Genomic DNA, 15,227 nt, shown 5'->3' on the forward strand with positions numbered 1-15,227 from the left:
GAGGAGTGGAGGCTAAGGTTTACAAAAAAGCCACCCTTCAACTTTTATAGTCAAAGGGTGGCTATACTTCTACCTTATTAACAGATTAGAACTCGATAGCTAAGCGCGCATAGATTTGACGACCTCGTGGATCGTGAACCTTAGAGTCAAACCCGCTGTTAGTGAATAGCTGTGGAGGCTCTTCGTCGAACATGTTAATTGCGCCTAACGTCAACACATAACTTTGTTCTGTATCATATAAGCCACCTAAGTCGATGTTGTATTGAGCATCTACCGTCAAGTGACTATCCACTTCGTAAAAGCCACCTGAACAGCCACCCACGTTTGCAGTACCGTCCGCGCAATTTTGATCATCATCATATGATGAGATGTAGCGAAGGAAGATATTGGCTGCATGGATATCGTTTTGCCAAGCCAGCCCCAAGTTCGCGCGCAATTCAGGAGAAGACACACCAATGTTATTGAAGTTACGGCGTCCTGCACCATCAATGTTTCCTGCCTGTGGGTCCATCAAGTCATACTTAGTGATGTAGGTCGCATTCAACGTAGGTGTAAAGTTACCGAAGTCTGTCTCTATTTTATAACTGGTTACAAAATCAATACCCGATGTTTCCAAAGAACTCGCGTTAACATACGTGTTATTTACTTGAAGAACAGGCCCAGTCAGCGGGTCTCCAGCACGGATAACGCGGTCTGGGTTAGTCGGATCATCATTTAGTACCGCCTGCGCGTTCTCTTGAATGATCAAGTCCTCAAACTCGAAATTCCAATAATCAACCTCAACAGAGAAATCTCTGAACGGCTCGTATGAGAAGCCAATATTATAGGCTGTCGACTCTTCAGGTTTTAGCTCTTCATTACCCGATGTTCTAACAGCCACAAATGCCGTAGCACCTTGAACGGGGTCGATAAGCTGTTGCAACGACGTTGCGCCACCTTGTGCTAAGAACACTGTTGGCGCTCTAAACGACGTAGATATCGAGCCGCGAAGTGAAAACTCATCAGTCGCACGCCACGAAATCGCTAACTTTGGATCCACCGTACTTCCAATGGTACCGCCGTAATCTTCATAACGAACCGCTAGCTGAACATCTAATTCGTCATTTATTGGTAATGCAAGTTCACCGAACGCTGCCCATACATCCTGGCTACCATCAATATCAGGGTTACCGATAACGAATGTGAAACTGTCTTGGTTAGCAAGGTCATCGTAATCTTGGCTAAGCTGGTTTTCACGATATTGAACACCCAATGCTAACGCCGCAAAGCCACCGCCCATTTCGAACACATCAAACGATGTAAACGCTTCGAAAACCTCAAGGTCAGCTTTAGAGTCAATCACTTCGGTTCCCGTAAAGGAGCTAACCACGTAATCAGAGTTAGGTGCCGTTGTGTAAGACGTTGCAAATGGATTGAAGAATTCGCAATCCCCTACCCCTGGCGTTCCTGCGATAGGGTCACAATTAGAGCCACCTAGGCCGTATAGCGCAAGCTGGAACTCGGTATTTAGTACATCAGGAACCCTAAATACAAAATCGTTAACCGCACGTGTATAGCTTACTTCCCAGAACCCAGTGTCTGTCACACCTTGTAAACTGGTGCTAAAGCGAAAGGTGTCTGATTCGGTATTAGCTGGGTCACCAGGGAAGCCGTTACCTTCAGCGCGGCCGAAGAAAGCGACAGGCTGACCAAATGGATTCTGTGGATGATAATCAGGAACAATTGGAGAGGTTAAAATTGGGAAGCTCGGTGCTCCACCACGTTCAGCACGGTTTCTCGCTAAACTGAATTCAGCCGACCATGTAATATCGTTATCGAACTCGTAGTCAGCACGTACATAAGCATTTGTTCGGCTCTCATCGGCAACATATGAATAGAATTTACCGAAATCAAAGCCACAAAAACCAATTTCTAAACCTGGCACTGTACCACTTGGCGCAAGTAAATTGGGTGCACCACCAAACTCCTCACACCCGTACGGGTCGATAATGGGCAGTGCCCCTGCACCTGGAATATTTAAGAAGAAAGAGCCTGGGTTACCCAGAGCACTTGTATCGTCTTGGGGACGACTTAGTCGTCTATCGCTGAGAAAAAGCGGCGAACGGTTGGTATAGCTTATCGCCGCTAGTACGCTTCCGTTATCTCCGGTTGCGCCCCATAAACCTTGTAAAATGTATTCTTTGTTGTCTCCATGCGCACCATCTTGATAGTCAAGGCTTACCATTGCTCCGTCATAATTGCGTTTGGTGATAAAGTTAACGACACCTGCAACGGCATCAGAACCATACAGAGCCGACGCACCATCTTTAACCACTTCCATACGATCAATGGCAATCATCGGCACGAGCGAACTGGTATCGACGAAGTTCAGGCCTTCGTTCGTTGGTTGCGCTGTAACGACCTGACGCTTGTTGTTAAGTAAAACCAGAGTAGACGCTACGCCTAAACCACGAAGGTTAATATTCGACGTACCCGCTGTTGCGTTTTGCGTAAATGCATCTGGGTTGTTTTCAGCCCCCGTGTTAATAGTGAGGGTTTGTGTTATATCCGCAATATTCTTTGCGCCAATCGCGTCGATAGCCACGCTATCTACCACGGCTAGTGGAGAAGGAGATTCAAAGTTTTCGCTACGGCGAACAAAACTACCGGTAACCAAAATGAGTTCTACGTCTTTCTTAGCTTCTTGCTCACTTTCAACGTCTGCTTCTTGGGCTGATGCGATATAAGGAGAGCAAAATAAAGCAGTACCGACCATTGCCGCCACTGCTGTCTTACGCGTTTTAAATTTCATAGTGTGATTCCAAATCTGGGCTTATCACTACCGGCATTACTACCCACACTTTCCGCTAGCAACAGGCTGTTCGATTTCGTGTTGTTATTGTCTGAGGCCATGAACAAATATTGACCTACGCAATTGATACTATGCTTGAATTTCACCTTTGTAAATTTATTGTGAATAATATGTTTACATTAATTTTACACATGGTCTGACCAGATATCCTTTGGGATAAATTGGAAGCTCTCCAACGAATTTAGCAACATCCCAATTGAGAATATGTTTCCCAATATGGGAAATTTGTTCATTACGCTTGATTGATCGCGCACCTCAATAATCAGGCATACCCTCGAATTTTCAACACGTTACATAATTATTTTGAAAGGAATGATTCTTGAAACATCAGGAACACTTTATATGAAGGTGTACGAGGTCTATGGAGTTTCCAAAAATAGATGAGGTTTATAAATTACTCAGCGAAAAACTAGAGTCTTGGGTAGAAGGTGGCATTACGCTTCTTCCTAACATTGTTGTCGCATTTTTTATTGCAATAGCCTTTGGCATTATCGCCAAAGTGATCGGCAACGTTGCTGGCAAGATTATGCGTAGAACGTTTGAGTCTCGACAAATTGCAAGCCTCCTCACCTCCATAATCAAATCTATCGTTTTAATAGCGGGAATTTTCATTGCGCTAGACTTTGTTGGCCTCAAAGGTACTGTTACCTCTTTACTTGCAGGCGCAGGTATCGTCGGGTTGGCCATTGGTTTTGCGTTTCAGGACATGACGGAAAACTTCATTGCCGGTGTGGCCATGGGAATTCGAAAACCTTTTGAAATTGGTGACGTCATTGAGGCAGAAGGTGTATTTGGTAACGTAAAGGAAATAAACCTTAGAAACACCTTAGTTGAAACCTTTTATGGTCAACTTGAAGTTATACCCAACAAGATTCTTTTCCGAAATATATTGACCAATTATTCATATCTTGGTTATCGAAGAATAGAGATCCCTGTCGGCATTTCTTATGCTGATGATATAGAAGAAGCCGCTAAAGTTATTACGGATGCTATGAATGAAAAAGATTATGTCATCAAAAAAGAAGAGACCGCGGTTTACGCAGAGTCTTTTGGCGATTCAAGTATCAACCTATTACTGTGGTTTTGGATTCGATATCCAGGAGAGCCTGGATTTATGGTCGTACGCCACGACGCGATCAGTACAGTAAAAACGGTATTAGAAGAAAACGATATTCTTATTCCTTTCCCTATCAGAACATTGGATTTCAATGCCAAAGGGGGAGATAAGCTTAATAGCATGCTTAAAAAGCAGGATGAGAGAAGTTCAAGTAAAGGTAATACAAATTCATCAACTGAGCAGTCTGATGTGAAAGCGGGTGATAACCCTGAGCTACCCGCAGAAGAATGAAACTAACGGAGATGCAAATGGAAATGTTAAATTCAAAAACACTTAAACATGCTTTTTTAGTACTTATACTCGCAGCCGGTTTTGGGAGTTTAGGCGGTTGTGCAACAGTTGAAGGGGCCGGTAAAGATATTCAAAGTGCTGGAGAAGCCATTGAAGAAGGTGCCGAGGAAGCGTCTAACTAACTCGTTTCTGTCGACATAGGTCTTGCCGATAAAGTTTGACTGTGTAGGTAAAAGCCTGACGATTGCTAAACAAGGCTCTGTTGATCTTTGCTATATATCAAAGGTCAACAAACGCCAGCATCTCAGGCTTTTTAATTTTGTGGCACGATGTTTTTGCAATACACGGTGCGACATATCAACTAGACAACGACGTAGCACACGCATCGTAATACGCATTCGGCAATATGCCGTAATAGTCTGTACGGCCACTTTTACTGCGTAAAACAGCAATCTATCAAGGCTTAAGCACCGCGAGCATGAGAAAGCCACCTATTAGCGCAGGGTTCCCATTCGATTTAAGCAGGCAACTTGCCTCTACTTTATAAAGCTTCCCTTGCGCCTTTTCAGTGATTTCGACAAGTTTGAATTGGTATTTAACGGCGTCATTACTTTTTACTGGTTCAAGAAAACGTAACTTATCAATGCCATAATTAATCATAGACGCGATACGTTCGCTTGGCTCGATCACTTCAGCGAATGCTTTAGGCATGAGACTGGCAGTCAAGAAGCCGTGAGCAATTGTTGTTTTAAAGGGGCTTTCTTTTTCACAGCGCGCAGCATCTAAATGTATCCATTGGTGATCGCCGGTGGCGTCTGCAAACTGATTGATCATGTCCTGCGTAACCGTCAGCCATTCAGGTTGTTCAAGGGTATCTCCCACTGCTAAGTCTAAAAGTGTTCTCATTTTTCAGTCCAATCTCCATTTATTGACGATAAAACTACTATTATTACCTTGAATGTTTCAATTAACTTTTAATAATAGGTATTTATAAATATTCTTGTTACACTAACGTAAATTATTCGTAGATGCTATGTAGCATTGGATCACAGTTTTCTATTAAACGTACCGTGATACAAACTAGCGCCTCTTCATCTATTGGCTTTTTTCAGGGCACTCGCTCTTAAAGGATTAGTTATGAATCTCAATAGAATCGATTTGAACCTTTTTGCAGTATTCGACGCCATTTACACGGCAGGAAGCTTAACCAAGGCAGCAGATGTCTTATGCATTACTCAACCAGCGGTAAGTAACTCTTTAGCAAGGCTAAGAGAAATGCTTAACGACCCGCTGTTCGTTCGTACTGGCCACAGTATGACGCCTACCCCCGTAGCGCAAAATATTATTGTTCCAGCTCGACAAGCCTTAGCCTTACTACGTAGAAGTGTGCAAGAAAGTCATACATTCGACCCTCTCACAGCCGAGAAATCCTTTAATTTTGCCAGTCGTGATTTGCTTGAAGTAAGCATTATGCCTCGACTCATTTCACGTTTGCAGAATCTGGCGCCAAATATCGGGTTAACCAACTACGAGATTCCTAGAAGCCAAGTTGTTTCGGCGATGGCATCGGGCACGTTGGACTTTTACTCAGATGCATCGACATTTACAGACCCTCATTTGTGTAAAGAAAAAATCGCCCAAGACAGACTTGTTGTGTTAGCGCGTAAAAATCACCCCGCGCTCAAAAACGGGCTTAACTTAGATACCTTTCTACGATTAGGTCATATTAATGTGTCACAGCGAAAATCTGGTGTGGGTCCAATAGATATTGCGTTAGATAAAATGGGCAAAAGACGCAAGGAAGTTATGCGAGGTCAACATTTTTTAACCGTACCAAGTACGATAGTAAAGACAGACCTAATCGCGTGCCTGCCGTATCACCTTGCTAAACATTACGATCTTGCGTTGTACGAGGTTCCTTTTGATTTACCGCCTGTAGAGTATTTCCTTTATTGGCATGTAAGCGCCGACCATGATCACGCTCATATGTGGATGCGTGAACAAATAATGGAAGTAGCGAGCAACTATAAACCTCACTAACATAGACAAAGCAAAAGCCCTGTTTAAACAGGGCTTTTTTTACTTTTGAGTAAATTAAACTTACAGCACGTTGAAGCTTATCGAACTCTGATGCTCATCATTGTGATAAATCGTGTGGAATGCTCTGGTGAAATCGCTCTCTTTAGCGTTGAAAATGTTTTCAACATAATTCTGCGGGTTTAAATCAAGGAACGGAAACATGCTACTTTGTATTTGAATTTGTAACTTATGTCCTCGTTTAAATGTATGTAATACATCGTAAAGTTCAAAGCCAATTTCCGTTGGCTGATTAGGAACAAACGCTTTGGGTTTACTCATATTTTCTCTAAAACGACCGCGTAACACGCCCCAACGCACCAACTCATGGCGATTACCTTTCTCCATATCCGCCTTATTGACATTGTCATCAACAGACGGAAAAACATCGACCAGTTTTACGACTACATCGGCAGCAGATTTGTTTGTTGAAAACCACAAATTTAGGTCTATGGCGCCAGCGATAGCGAGGTCGTTTTCTAGTATTTCTGTTTCGAATACCAGCACATCAGGTCTTCTCGCTGCAAACCTCTGATCTTCGACCATATAGGGTCTATCCCACCCGCGGCTAATTTTTGCAGAGTGTGGAACGGGTTTGTTCGGATCGCTCACATATTCGCTGCTTCCGGTGTTATTTGCATTTTCAACCAGCTTTTCCTTTCCTGCTAAGAACAACGTTTTTTGAGATGTATCTTTGGGTGGCCAGACATCAAAGTGACGCCAACGATTACTCCCCGTTTCAAACATAGTTGCAGTTGCAATGTTTGCATCATTGGCCCCTTTCAAGTGTTGCTTGAAGAACGGCAATAACACGTCTTTTTGAAACCAAGCGCTGGTGTCAAATCCGAAATGCGCTTCGCCGAGTTCGGTTCCACCTTTTTCACTCTGCCATTGACCGTGATACCAAGGACCCATCACCAGCTTTACGTGATCCTTTTTGTTGTTATGTGACATGGTTTGGTAGGTGTAAAGCGGGCCGTATAAATCTTCGGTGTCGTACCAACCGCCAACAACCAGCGTCGCAGGCTTGGTTTTAGATAAATGTTGCAATACATCTCGTGACTTCCAATAGTCGTCATAATTAGGGTGTTGAATAACTTCATTCCAAAATGGTCGTTCACCGTGAAAGTACTTGTCGTTAACATTGGAAAGCGGCCCTAAATTTTTAAAGAATTGGTAACCATCTGGCGTTTCTGATTGCATGCCCTCTGGCCAATATGTAAACGTGCCATCACGCTGCTTATCAAACGTGTCGAAAAATATAAACGCCATTGGGGTCACGAACGCCCCATTTCGATGGAAATCGTCAAAGAACCAATCTGCAATTGGAGCTTGTGGAGAAATAGCCTTTAGCGCAGGGTGACTATTTATAGAGGCGACTGAAGTGTAATAGCCAGGATACGATGTGCCCCACATCCCCACTTTACCGTTATTGCCTTCAACATTTTTTACAAGCCACTCAATAGTGTCATAGGTATCAGTAGCATCATCCGTAGCATCTTTACCGCGCTTATAAGCGTCTTGAGGACGCATATTGACAAACTCTCCTTCAGACATGAATTTGCCACGCACATCTTGGAAAACAAAAATAAAACCTTCCTTTTCGAAAGCTTCGCTCGGCCCCAAACGCTTTTTGTACTTACTTACACCATAAGGAGCAACGCGATAAGGCGTACGCTGCATCATAAAAGGGTAAGCGTTTTTTCTATCGTTTGGCACGTAGACCGATGTAAACAGTTTTACGCCATCACGCATTGGAATTTGGTATTCGTATTTCGTGTAGTTTGCCCTTATATAGGCTTCCCTAGCATCGGTTTCACTTTGTTCACTGAATGCATACGTTGTTGTTAACAAAAGTACCACCAGCATTATGCTGCGCATTACCACCTTCATTTTCTGTCCTTTTTTGTTATTGGATTAATTCATTTACCACCGCGATAGGGTGACGTGGCTTTTTACCTTCAAACCTTGCAACTTGGCTTCGGCATGAAAAGCCGCTTACAAGCACTTCATGCTGTGTGCTACATTGCTTGAACACACCTGACCAACTTAATTCGTAAAGCGCTTTTGAATTTTTATAATGTGAAGCTTCGTGACCATAGGTACCAGCCATACCGCAACATCCTGAAGGCTGCACTATTACGTTAGCACCAAGTTTCTCAAAAATGCTTTGCCAGCGGGTTGTCAGCGCCGGCATAGCCGTTTTTTCACTACAGTGTGCAAGCAAACTGAATCGCTTTTTAATCATCGCCTTTACTATGTGCTTTTCAGTTAAAACCAAATCTAGCCATTCATCGATGGTATGCACAAAGAAGTTACCTCTTTTCTCACGCAAATACTTCTTGTATTCATCTCTATAACACAACACTAGCGACGCATCAGTGCCTACCATAGTTATGTCTAGCGAATGGAGTTGATTGAGTAGGTTAGCGGTCTTTAACGCTTGTTTTTCGAACTTATCCAGAAAGCCTTTTACGTGAGCAGGTTTTCCATTGGGCGTATACGGCACTACCATGGGTTTAAAGCCAAGCTTATAGATCACACTTATCAGCTTCTCGACGCTAGCCGCATCGTAATAACTGGTAAAGGGATCTTGAACGACAGCGATATAATGTTTTCGCTCTTCTGTATTCATTTGGGAAAGGCGTTGTAAGTCAAATGGCACTGTTAGTGCTTTTACTCGGCTTGTTAACGTTGGATAAGAAAGCTGAGGAGCATCTTTATACCCTACTTGCTTCTCCAAGAAATGCTTCACCCATTTTAGTTCTATGATGGCATTATGAAGTTTGGGCGCTCGCGCGCTCAGTGGAGCAATCGTTTCTATATTGGCAACCAGTATATCTTTTAAAGGTCGCAAATACCGCCGATAGTAAATAGACAAAAATATTGACCTGAAGTGCGGCACGTCAATATTCACCGGGCATTGATGTGTACATGATTTGCACGCCAAACACCCATCCATGACCTCTTTGACTTCGTGTGAAAAGTCTGGCTTGTTACTTAAAATGGAGTTCTTAAACCGAGATAGAAAGTTGCTTTTGAACTGCTTATACGACAACCCTTCACTTTCTAATGTAGTGCCGAGTTTGGTACTAAGCGATAGTAGCCGCGTCCATTCCCTCAGCATACTTGCGCGCCCTTTCGGCGTGTGCCGCCTGTCTTGGGTAACTTTGCTAGACGGGCACATAGGCGATGTAGGCTCATAGTTGAAACACAATCCATTGCCGTTACATTCAAAAGCAGGAAACATATCTTGTTTTATGCTGATGGGAATAACCCGCTCACCCCCTGCTCTTTTGATATCTCTCACCGAGACTAATTTATCATCACTCTCTATAGGTGTGCAGATTTTGCCGGGGTTCATCTGATTATGGGGGTCAAATACGGATTTTATCTTGCGCATTTCATTAAACAGTGTTTCGCCGAAAAATGCGGGGCCGTATTCACTTCGAAATCCCTTGCCATGCTCTCCCCACATCAATCCACCGTGCTTAGCAACAAGTGCCACTACCTCATCTGAAAGCGTATGCATCAGTGCTTCTTGATGTGGATCTGATAAATCAAGCGCCGGCCTCACGTGCAAAACACCAGCATCAACGTGACCGAACATGCCATATTTTAAATTATGGCTGTCTAATAATGCTCGAAACTCGTGAATGAAGTCGGCTAAGTTTTCCGGCGGGACAGCGGTATCTTCGGCAAATGCAATGGGCTTTTGATTGCCCTTTACCTTACCAAGCAGCCCAACGGCTTTTTTCCGCATGGCATAGATGCGCTGAATATCGGGCTTGTCATAGGTGACGCTATAGCCTGTTATACTGCTGCCATCTCGTCCTATCTCTTGTGTAATTGCCACTTCTAACTGTTCAATATGAACTTTCATTTCTTCTGCAGAATCGGCGTTGAACTCTACAAGATTTAAACCCAACAACTCGTTATCTGGAACATCTGCTATTAAATGATGAATGGAATGCCACACAATGTCGGTTTTCGCAAAGTTAAGTACTGTGCTATCGATGGTTTCAACACTGGTTGCTTTGGCTTTTACCAACAGTGGCGCATGTCGAAGCGCCGCGTCAAATGAACGGTAGGATATGTTAACAAGCGCTTTCAGTGGCGCTATTTTATCAAGTGTTAACGTCGCTTCCGTAACAAACGCAAGTGAACCCTCTGCACCTGTGATTAGCCTACCAATGTCAATGTTATCACCGTCAACTACGTGTTCTAAATCGTACCCCGTCAAAAAGCGGTTTAAGCGGGGAAATGTTTTTAAAATGCCCTCTCGATGTTGAATACAGGTACGCATTGCTTGTTGATAAATTGCGGCTTCTGACGTACAGCCACTTGCTTTAAGTAAAGCTTCATCCCGCGAAATTTTTGCGGTTTCAATTATCTCGCCATTCGCAAGCACTGCTTTGAGTCCGATGACGTGGTCGCTGGTTTTACCATACACTAATGACCCCTGCCCCGACGCATCAGTGCTTATCATACCGCCAAGCGTAGCGCGATTGCTGGTTGATAGATCAGGGGAAAAGAACAGGCCGTGCGGGCGCAATGCGTCGTTGAGTGAATCTTTGACTATACCCGCTTGAACCCTAACCCACCCTTCTTCCAGGTTCAGTTCAATGATCTCATTTAGATAACGACGGATATCGACAACGATACCATCGGTTAAACTCTGCCCATTGGTACCAGTACCACCACCACGGGCAGAAAATACGACATCTGGGAAATGGATGGCTAATTTACCTATACACTGACAATCTTCAGTAGATTTTGGGTAGATAATGGCCTGCGGGACTTTGTAATAGACTGAGTTGTCAGTAGCATGCGCGATGCGAGCACTATAGGCCGTTTCGATATCACCGGTAAAGGCACTCATCTTTAGGCGCTCTACAAATGCTTTATATTGTGCGGCCAGATTGGATTCGACCGTCAACGCGGGAAGAGTCACTTGTTGGTTTTCCTATGTTAAAAATGAGGGAGATTTTGTTACTGCGAAATTTTCTTACCTTAAGCGCATATCGCGGTGAACACTCCGCCCAAATGTTATAATATAACATATCATGATTAATTCATAGGGATGTACTCCCTGCTATGATAGCCTTGCGTGAGAGTTTTGATATTTTCATATGACTTTCAACGAAGACATTCACAATGATAAAAGCTGTACCTACTAACATCATTACTGGCTTTTTGGGTGTGGGTAAAACATCCTCGCTATTACATTTATTAAAACAAAAACCTGCAAATGAACGCTGGGCAATACTAATCAATGAGTTTGGTGAGATTGGTATCGATGGTTCATTGGTAAACGGCTCGCGAAATAAAGCACCTAACAATAATGCTAGCAATGAAAAGCGAGTATTTATTAGAGAAGTGCCGGGTGGGTGTATGTGCTGTGCCGCGGGGCTGCCAATGCAGATTGCTCTTAATCAGCTGTTGGCCGAATCTAAACCAAACCGTTTGCTTATTGAGCCAACTGGTTTGGGGCATCCTATAGAAGTACTACAAACACTAGCTGCCGAGCATTATCAAGACGTTCTCGACATACAAAAAACGGTAACTTTGGTTGACGCAAGAAAGCTCGCTGATCCTCGCTATACCTCTCATGATACCTTCAATCAGCAAATCGCCATTGCTGACGTGGTTGTGGGGAACAAACAAGACCTTTACACTCATTCAGATGCCGAAGCATTGGAGACCTATGTTGTCCAACGCACCAAGCCAAACACACCTGTCCTGCTGTGCGAAAAGGGAGAGTTCCCAATTAGCGTATTAAAGGGAAGCTCAAGTGCACTTACTCATATCAAAGCACAAAAATTGCACGACCACAAAGCTACCAATACGCCTTCAATCAATGAACAGCCTTTTCCTGACTCAGGTGTATTGAGAGTAGAGAATAAAGGCGAAGGTTTTAAAGCTGTCGGTTGGCGTTTCTCACCTTCCAAGGAGTTTGACCGCATTGCACTACTAAAATGGATGCACAACCTTAACGTTGAAAGGCTTAAAGCAGTTGTCATAACAAGTGACGGTGTCTTTAGCTATAACGTTGTTGACAACGAGATTACCGAAGCCGAATTAAGTGAGTGTAGTGAAACTAAAATTGAAATTATCGCTATTGAACTTGACCCTATATGGGATGAAGAGCTCACAAAGTGTCTTTCGGTTTACTAGTACAGTAATTTTTAGCATCAAGGCAGTCTTTTTGTAACATTTGACGCAGTAACAGCGCGAGGCTATCACGCGGCACCAAAGAGAGAAGCGCCGCCGTAGTGTTATTGAAATTAGAGGTGGTGTATTTGTCTAAATACTACCCCGTGAATACACAATGTTGCCTGCAACTATGGTTGTATGCGTTTCTCCATACAGCGTTTCTCCTATAAATGGCGAGTTCTGAGACTTAGAGGCGAAAAAGGATGGCGTTACCGTAAACGCGTTATTTAAGTCGAACAGCACCAGATCTGCCACTTCTCCTTGTTCAATTCTTCCACAGCGTATGCCGAAAATGGCGCCAGCATTTTTACTCATTAAATCGATGGCACTACCAAGCGTTAGCTTTTCGGTTTTTACAAAATGGGTGAAGATCAGAGGAAATGCAGTTTCAAGACCAATAATCCCAAACGGTGCCTGTTCAATAGGTTGCTTTTTTTCCTCAGGCGAGTGAGGTGCATGATCCGTTGCTATAGCATCTATTACACCCTCAACGAGGGCATTTTGACACGCCAGCATATCTTCTCTAGAGCGAAGTGGTGGATTCATTTTCCAATTCGCATCTAAAGTCCCATCAGATTTTATGGCGATATCTTCGTCACATAACAACAAGTGATGAGGAGAAACTTCTACAGTAACGTTGGCGCCACGTTCTTTTGCTTGCTTTACCGCTTCAATAGAAGCCGATGTGGAAACATGCAATACGTGATAATGACCACCGGTTTCCAAACTATAGTCACAACCACGTTCGACGTGCACAGATTCAGAGGCTGACTCTATACCCTTCACATTGAATTTTTTTGAAATTTCGCCTTCATGTATTGCTCCCCCATTTGATAAAGTCTCGTCTTCACTGTGATCGAGAACTGGAACCCCTAGGTGCTTAGCACTAACGAGAGCTTGCTTAAATAACGCATTGTTTTGAACGCCTTTACCGTCGTCGGTAATTGCCACTGCACCAGCGCTTATTAAGGCGCTGAAGTCAGTCATGGCCTTTCCTTCTAATCCCTTTGAAAGCGCGCCCGTTGGGTAGACTTTACACAAGCCTTTTTTAGCTGCTGTTTCTACCATGAAACGTACAGTATCTGCATTATCAGCAGTAGGCGTTGTATTAGGCATTGAAACTACTGCTGTAAACCCACCCTTAACCGCGGCTTTACTACCCGATTCTATGTCTTCTTTGTATTCCATTCCCGGTTCCCTGAAATGTACTTGGGGATCAAGAAGGCCAGGCGATAAAAACAAGCCTTTCGCATCTATGGTCTTTACCGACTTTATAGTGATGGGGGTTTCCGAAAGAGCAGCTATTTTTCCGCCATCAATTAATAGTGAAACAGACGTTATTTCATCTTCATTTTTGCCTAATAACCGTGACGAGGTAGAGGCATTATTTATAATTAGTTTCATGACACTAAAGATTTGAGTAAATTAAAAAAGTAGCGCTGCATTACTTGCAGTGCTTGCAGATACACGCCACTTCAAGGTGTGGCGTTACAATATCGCACCCTAGATTTTTAGCTTGCTTAACAAGATTTTCAGATATGGTTGGGTCTATCGCAACTTCTTCAACAGAGCCACATTGAACACAAATTAAAAACTGTGAGTACCCGTGATGCTCGCAACATTTTGCTTGAGAACACGCGACAAACTTGTTGTTCAAATTCAGTTTGTGTACTAAATCAGTCTCAGTGAGAAACTCTAGTGCGCGATATATCGTCATAGGCTTTACATCTTCAGAATACCTCGTAGTGAACATATCCTTTATCTCGTAAGCGGAAAGCGGAGCTTGGGCATCTATTAATAAGTTCAATACTCTTTTGCGTTTTTCTGTTAAGCGCAAACCGTCCGAGTCGCATTTATCCTTTGCTACCGCAAGTAAATTTACAAACCGTCGATTCATATAACCCTAGCGTCAAAATGACGATTTCCTGTGACATTAAATGGCATGGCGTTCACAACCCAAAACGATTAATCATGCGGCTTAAGTGTTACATTATAACATATCACTTTCAAGTGATTATTGTCAGCCCTGCACCACAAAAAGGCACTAAAGAATTGTTTTTGTAAAAGAGTGGTTCAAGCCTCGATGCGAACGACAGAAGCTTAATTCAATTACCTTTCTATACTTATGAAACCACATACCTAAGTATCGCTTAGAACGTTTTCAAGATTTCATTTTTGTCGTTTAATCCTCTCGAACAAACAAACAATCTATAGAAGTACTTGAGGAATTAACCATGTTGAAAATTGTTAAAACTTCTCTTGTTATCGCAGCGACATTAGGTGTGTCGGGCGTAGCACAGGCTGATGTTAACGAAGCTCTAGCGAATATCTGCACTATCGTTCAAGCGGACGATAAAGGCGAACTACGTAAGAAAATGCGTTCAGTCGAATCAGACTACCGCATGAAACTTAAAGACTACTACTCAGCAATTAGCTGTGGCGGTAACAGCCTAATTCGTACAGCACTACTAAACAATGCTTTAGAAGCTGGCGAGTTACTTGTTAAGAAAATGCCAAAAAGTGATTTAGAAGCACCTGAAGCTGACGGAAAAACGCTTCAAGCTTGGGTTGCGGAAAACGGTCTGCAAGACAACCCAATTGCTGCGGTTATCAACGACCGCCTATAAAACAGTTTCACACCATGTGAACCAGTTCAACATGGTTGCAGAGAAATCTGCACTTTAGAAAGCGACCCTCGGGTCGCTTTTTTCTTTTGTATCAGTCGATAAAATTCAA

The 15,227-nt window shown here is 43.2% G+C and carries 11 protein-coding genes; 5 read left to right on the top strand and 6 right to left on the bottom strand.

Annotated elements, in window-relative coordinates; all coding sequences use genetic code 11:
* Nucleotides 1-85: 85 nt before the first annotated feature.
* A complete protein-coding gene (locus tag F0261_RS08980) occupies nt 86-2,791 on the bottom strand; it encodes a TonB-dependent receptor (RefSeq protein ID WP_171337777.1) in 2,706 nt (901 codons plus the stop codon).
* 421 nt (nt 2,792-3,212) lie between these two features.
* Between F0261_RS08980 and F0261_RS08985 the strand changes: the two genes are divergently transcribed.
* Both F0261_RS08985 and F0261_RS08990 read left to right on the top strand, forming a co-directional pair.
* Nucleotides 3,213-4,199 carry a mechanosensitive ion channel family protein gene (locus tag F0261_RS08985; protein WP_014979138.1) on the top strand — a complete coding sequence of 329 codons (987 nt, stop codon included), beginning with the start codon at nt 3,213-3,215 and terminating at the stop codon, nt 4,197-4,199.
* A 17-nt stretch (nt 4,200-4,216) separates the two neighbouring features.
* Nucleotides 4,217-4,381 carry an entericidin A/B family lipoprotein gene (locus F0261_RS08990; protein WP_171337778.1) on the top strand — a complete coding sequence of 55 codons (165 nt, stop codon included), beginning with the start codon at nt 4,217-4,219 and terminating at the stop codon, nt 4,379-4,381.
* Between the two features lie 274 nt (nt 4,382-4,655).
* Here the strand turns inward: F0261_RS08990 and F0261_RS08995 are convergent, their stop codons facing one another.
* The gene (locus F0261_RS08995; RefSeq protein WP_014979137.1) at nt 4,656-5,105 is read right to left on the bottom strand and encodes a MaoC family dehydratase; all 450 of its coding nucleotides are present in this window, start codon (nt 5,103-5,105) and stop codon (nt 4,656-4,658) included.
* A gap of 231 nt (nt 5,106-5,336) precedes the next feature.
* On the opposite strand from F0261_RS08995, the gene F0261_RS09000 reads away from it, so the two are divergent.
* Nucleotides 5,337-6,239: a LysR family transcriptional regulator gene (locus F0261_RS09000; RefSeq protein ID WP_014949246.1), complete on the top strand. Its 903-nt coding sequence runs from the start codon at nt 5,337-5,339 to the stop codon at nt 6,237-6,239.
* Nucleotides 6,240-6,299: 60 nt separating this feature from the next.
* On the opposite strand, the gene F0261_RS09005 is transcribed toward F0261_RS09000, so the two are convergent.
* A complete protein-coding gene (locus tag F0261_RS09005; RefSeq protein ID WP_171337779.1) occupies nt 6,300-8,168 on the bottom strand; it encodes a CocE/NonD family hydrolase in 1,869 nt (622 codons plus the stop codon).
* A gap of 16 nt (nt 8,169-8,184) precedes the next feature.
* Nucleotides 8,185-11,229, bottom strand: coding sequence for an FAD-linked oxidase C-terminal domain-containing protein (locus F0261_RS09010; protein WP_171337780.1), 3,045 nt, complete (start codon nt 11,227-11,229; stop codon nt 8,185-8,187).
* 203 nt (nt 11,230-11,432) lie between these two features.
* Here F0261_RS09010 and F0261_RS09015 point away from each other — a divergent pair, with 203 nt between their 5' ends.
* The gene (locus F0261_RS09015) at nt 11,433-12,452 is read left to right on the top strand and encodes a GTP-binding protein (protein ID WP_171337781.1); all 1,020 of its coding nucleotides are present in this window, start codon (nt 11,433-11,435) and stop codon (nt 12,450-12,452) included.
* Between the two features lie 129 nt (nt 12,453-12,581).
* Here the strand turns inward: F0261_RS09015 and F0261_RS09020 are convergent, their stop codons facing one another.
* Nucleotides 12,582-13,895 carry a dihydroorotase gene (locus F0261_RS09020; protein ID WP_171337782.1) on the bottom strand — a complete coding sequence of 438 codons (1,314 nt, stop codon included), beginning with the start codon at nt 13,893-13,895 and terminating at the stop codon, nt 12,582-12,584.
* Between the two features lie 40 nt (nt 13,896-13,935).
* Entirely contained in the window at nt 13,936-14,388 is a 453-nt protein-coding gene (locus F0261_RS09025; protein WP_075176444.1) for a Fur family transcriptional regulator, read from the bottom strand.
* A gap of 337 nt (nt 14,389-14,725) precedes the next feature.
* Between F0261_RS09025 and F0261_RS09030 the strand changes: the two genes are divergently transcribed.
* Nucleotides 14,726-15,118, top strand: coding sequence for a DUF3718 domain-containing protein (locus F0261_RS09030; protein WP_014949240.1), 393 nt, complete (start codon nt 14,726-14,728; stop codon nt 15,116-15,118).
* Nucleotides 15,119-15,227 lie beyond the last annotated feature (109 nt).

Origin of the sequence: Alteromonas sp. 07-89-2, from assembly GCF_013113925.1 — a bacterium.
In the GTDB taxonomy this organism is placed as follows: domain Bacteria; phylum Pseudomonadota; class Gammaproteobacteria; order Enterobacterales; family Alteromonadaceae; genus Alteromonas; species Alteromonas macleodii.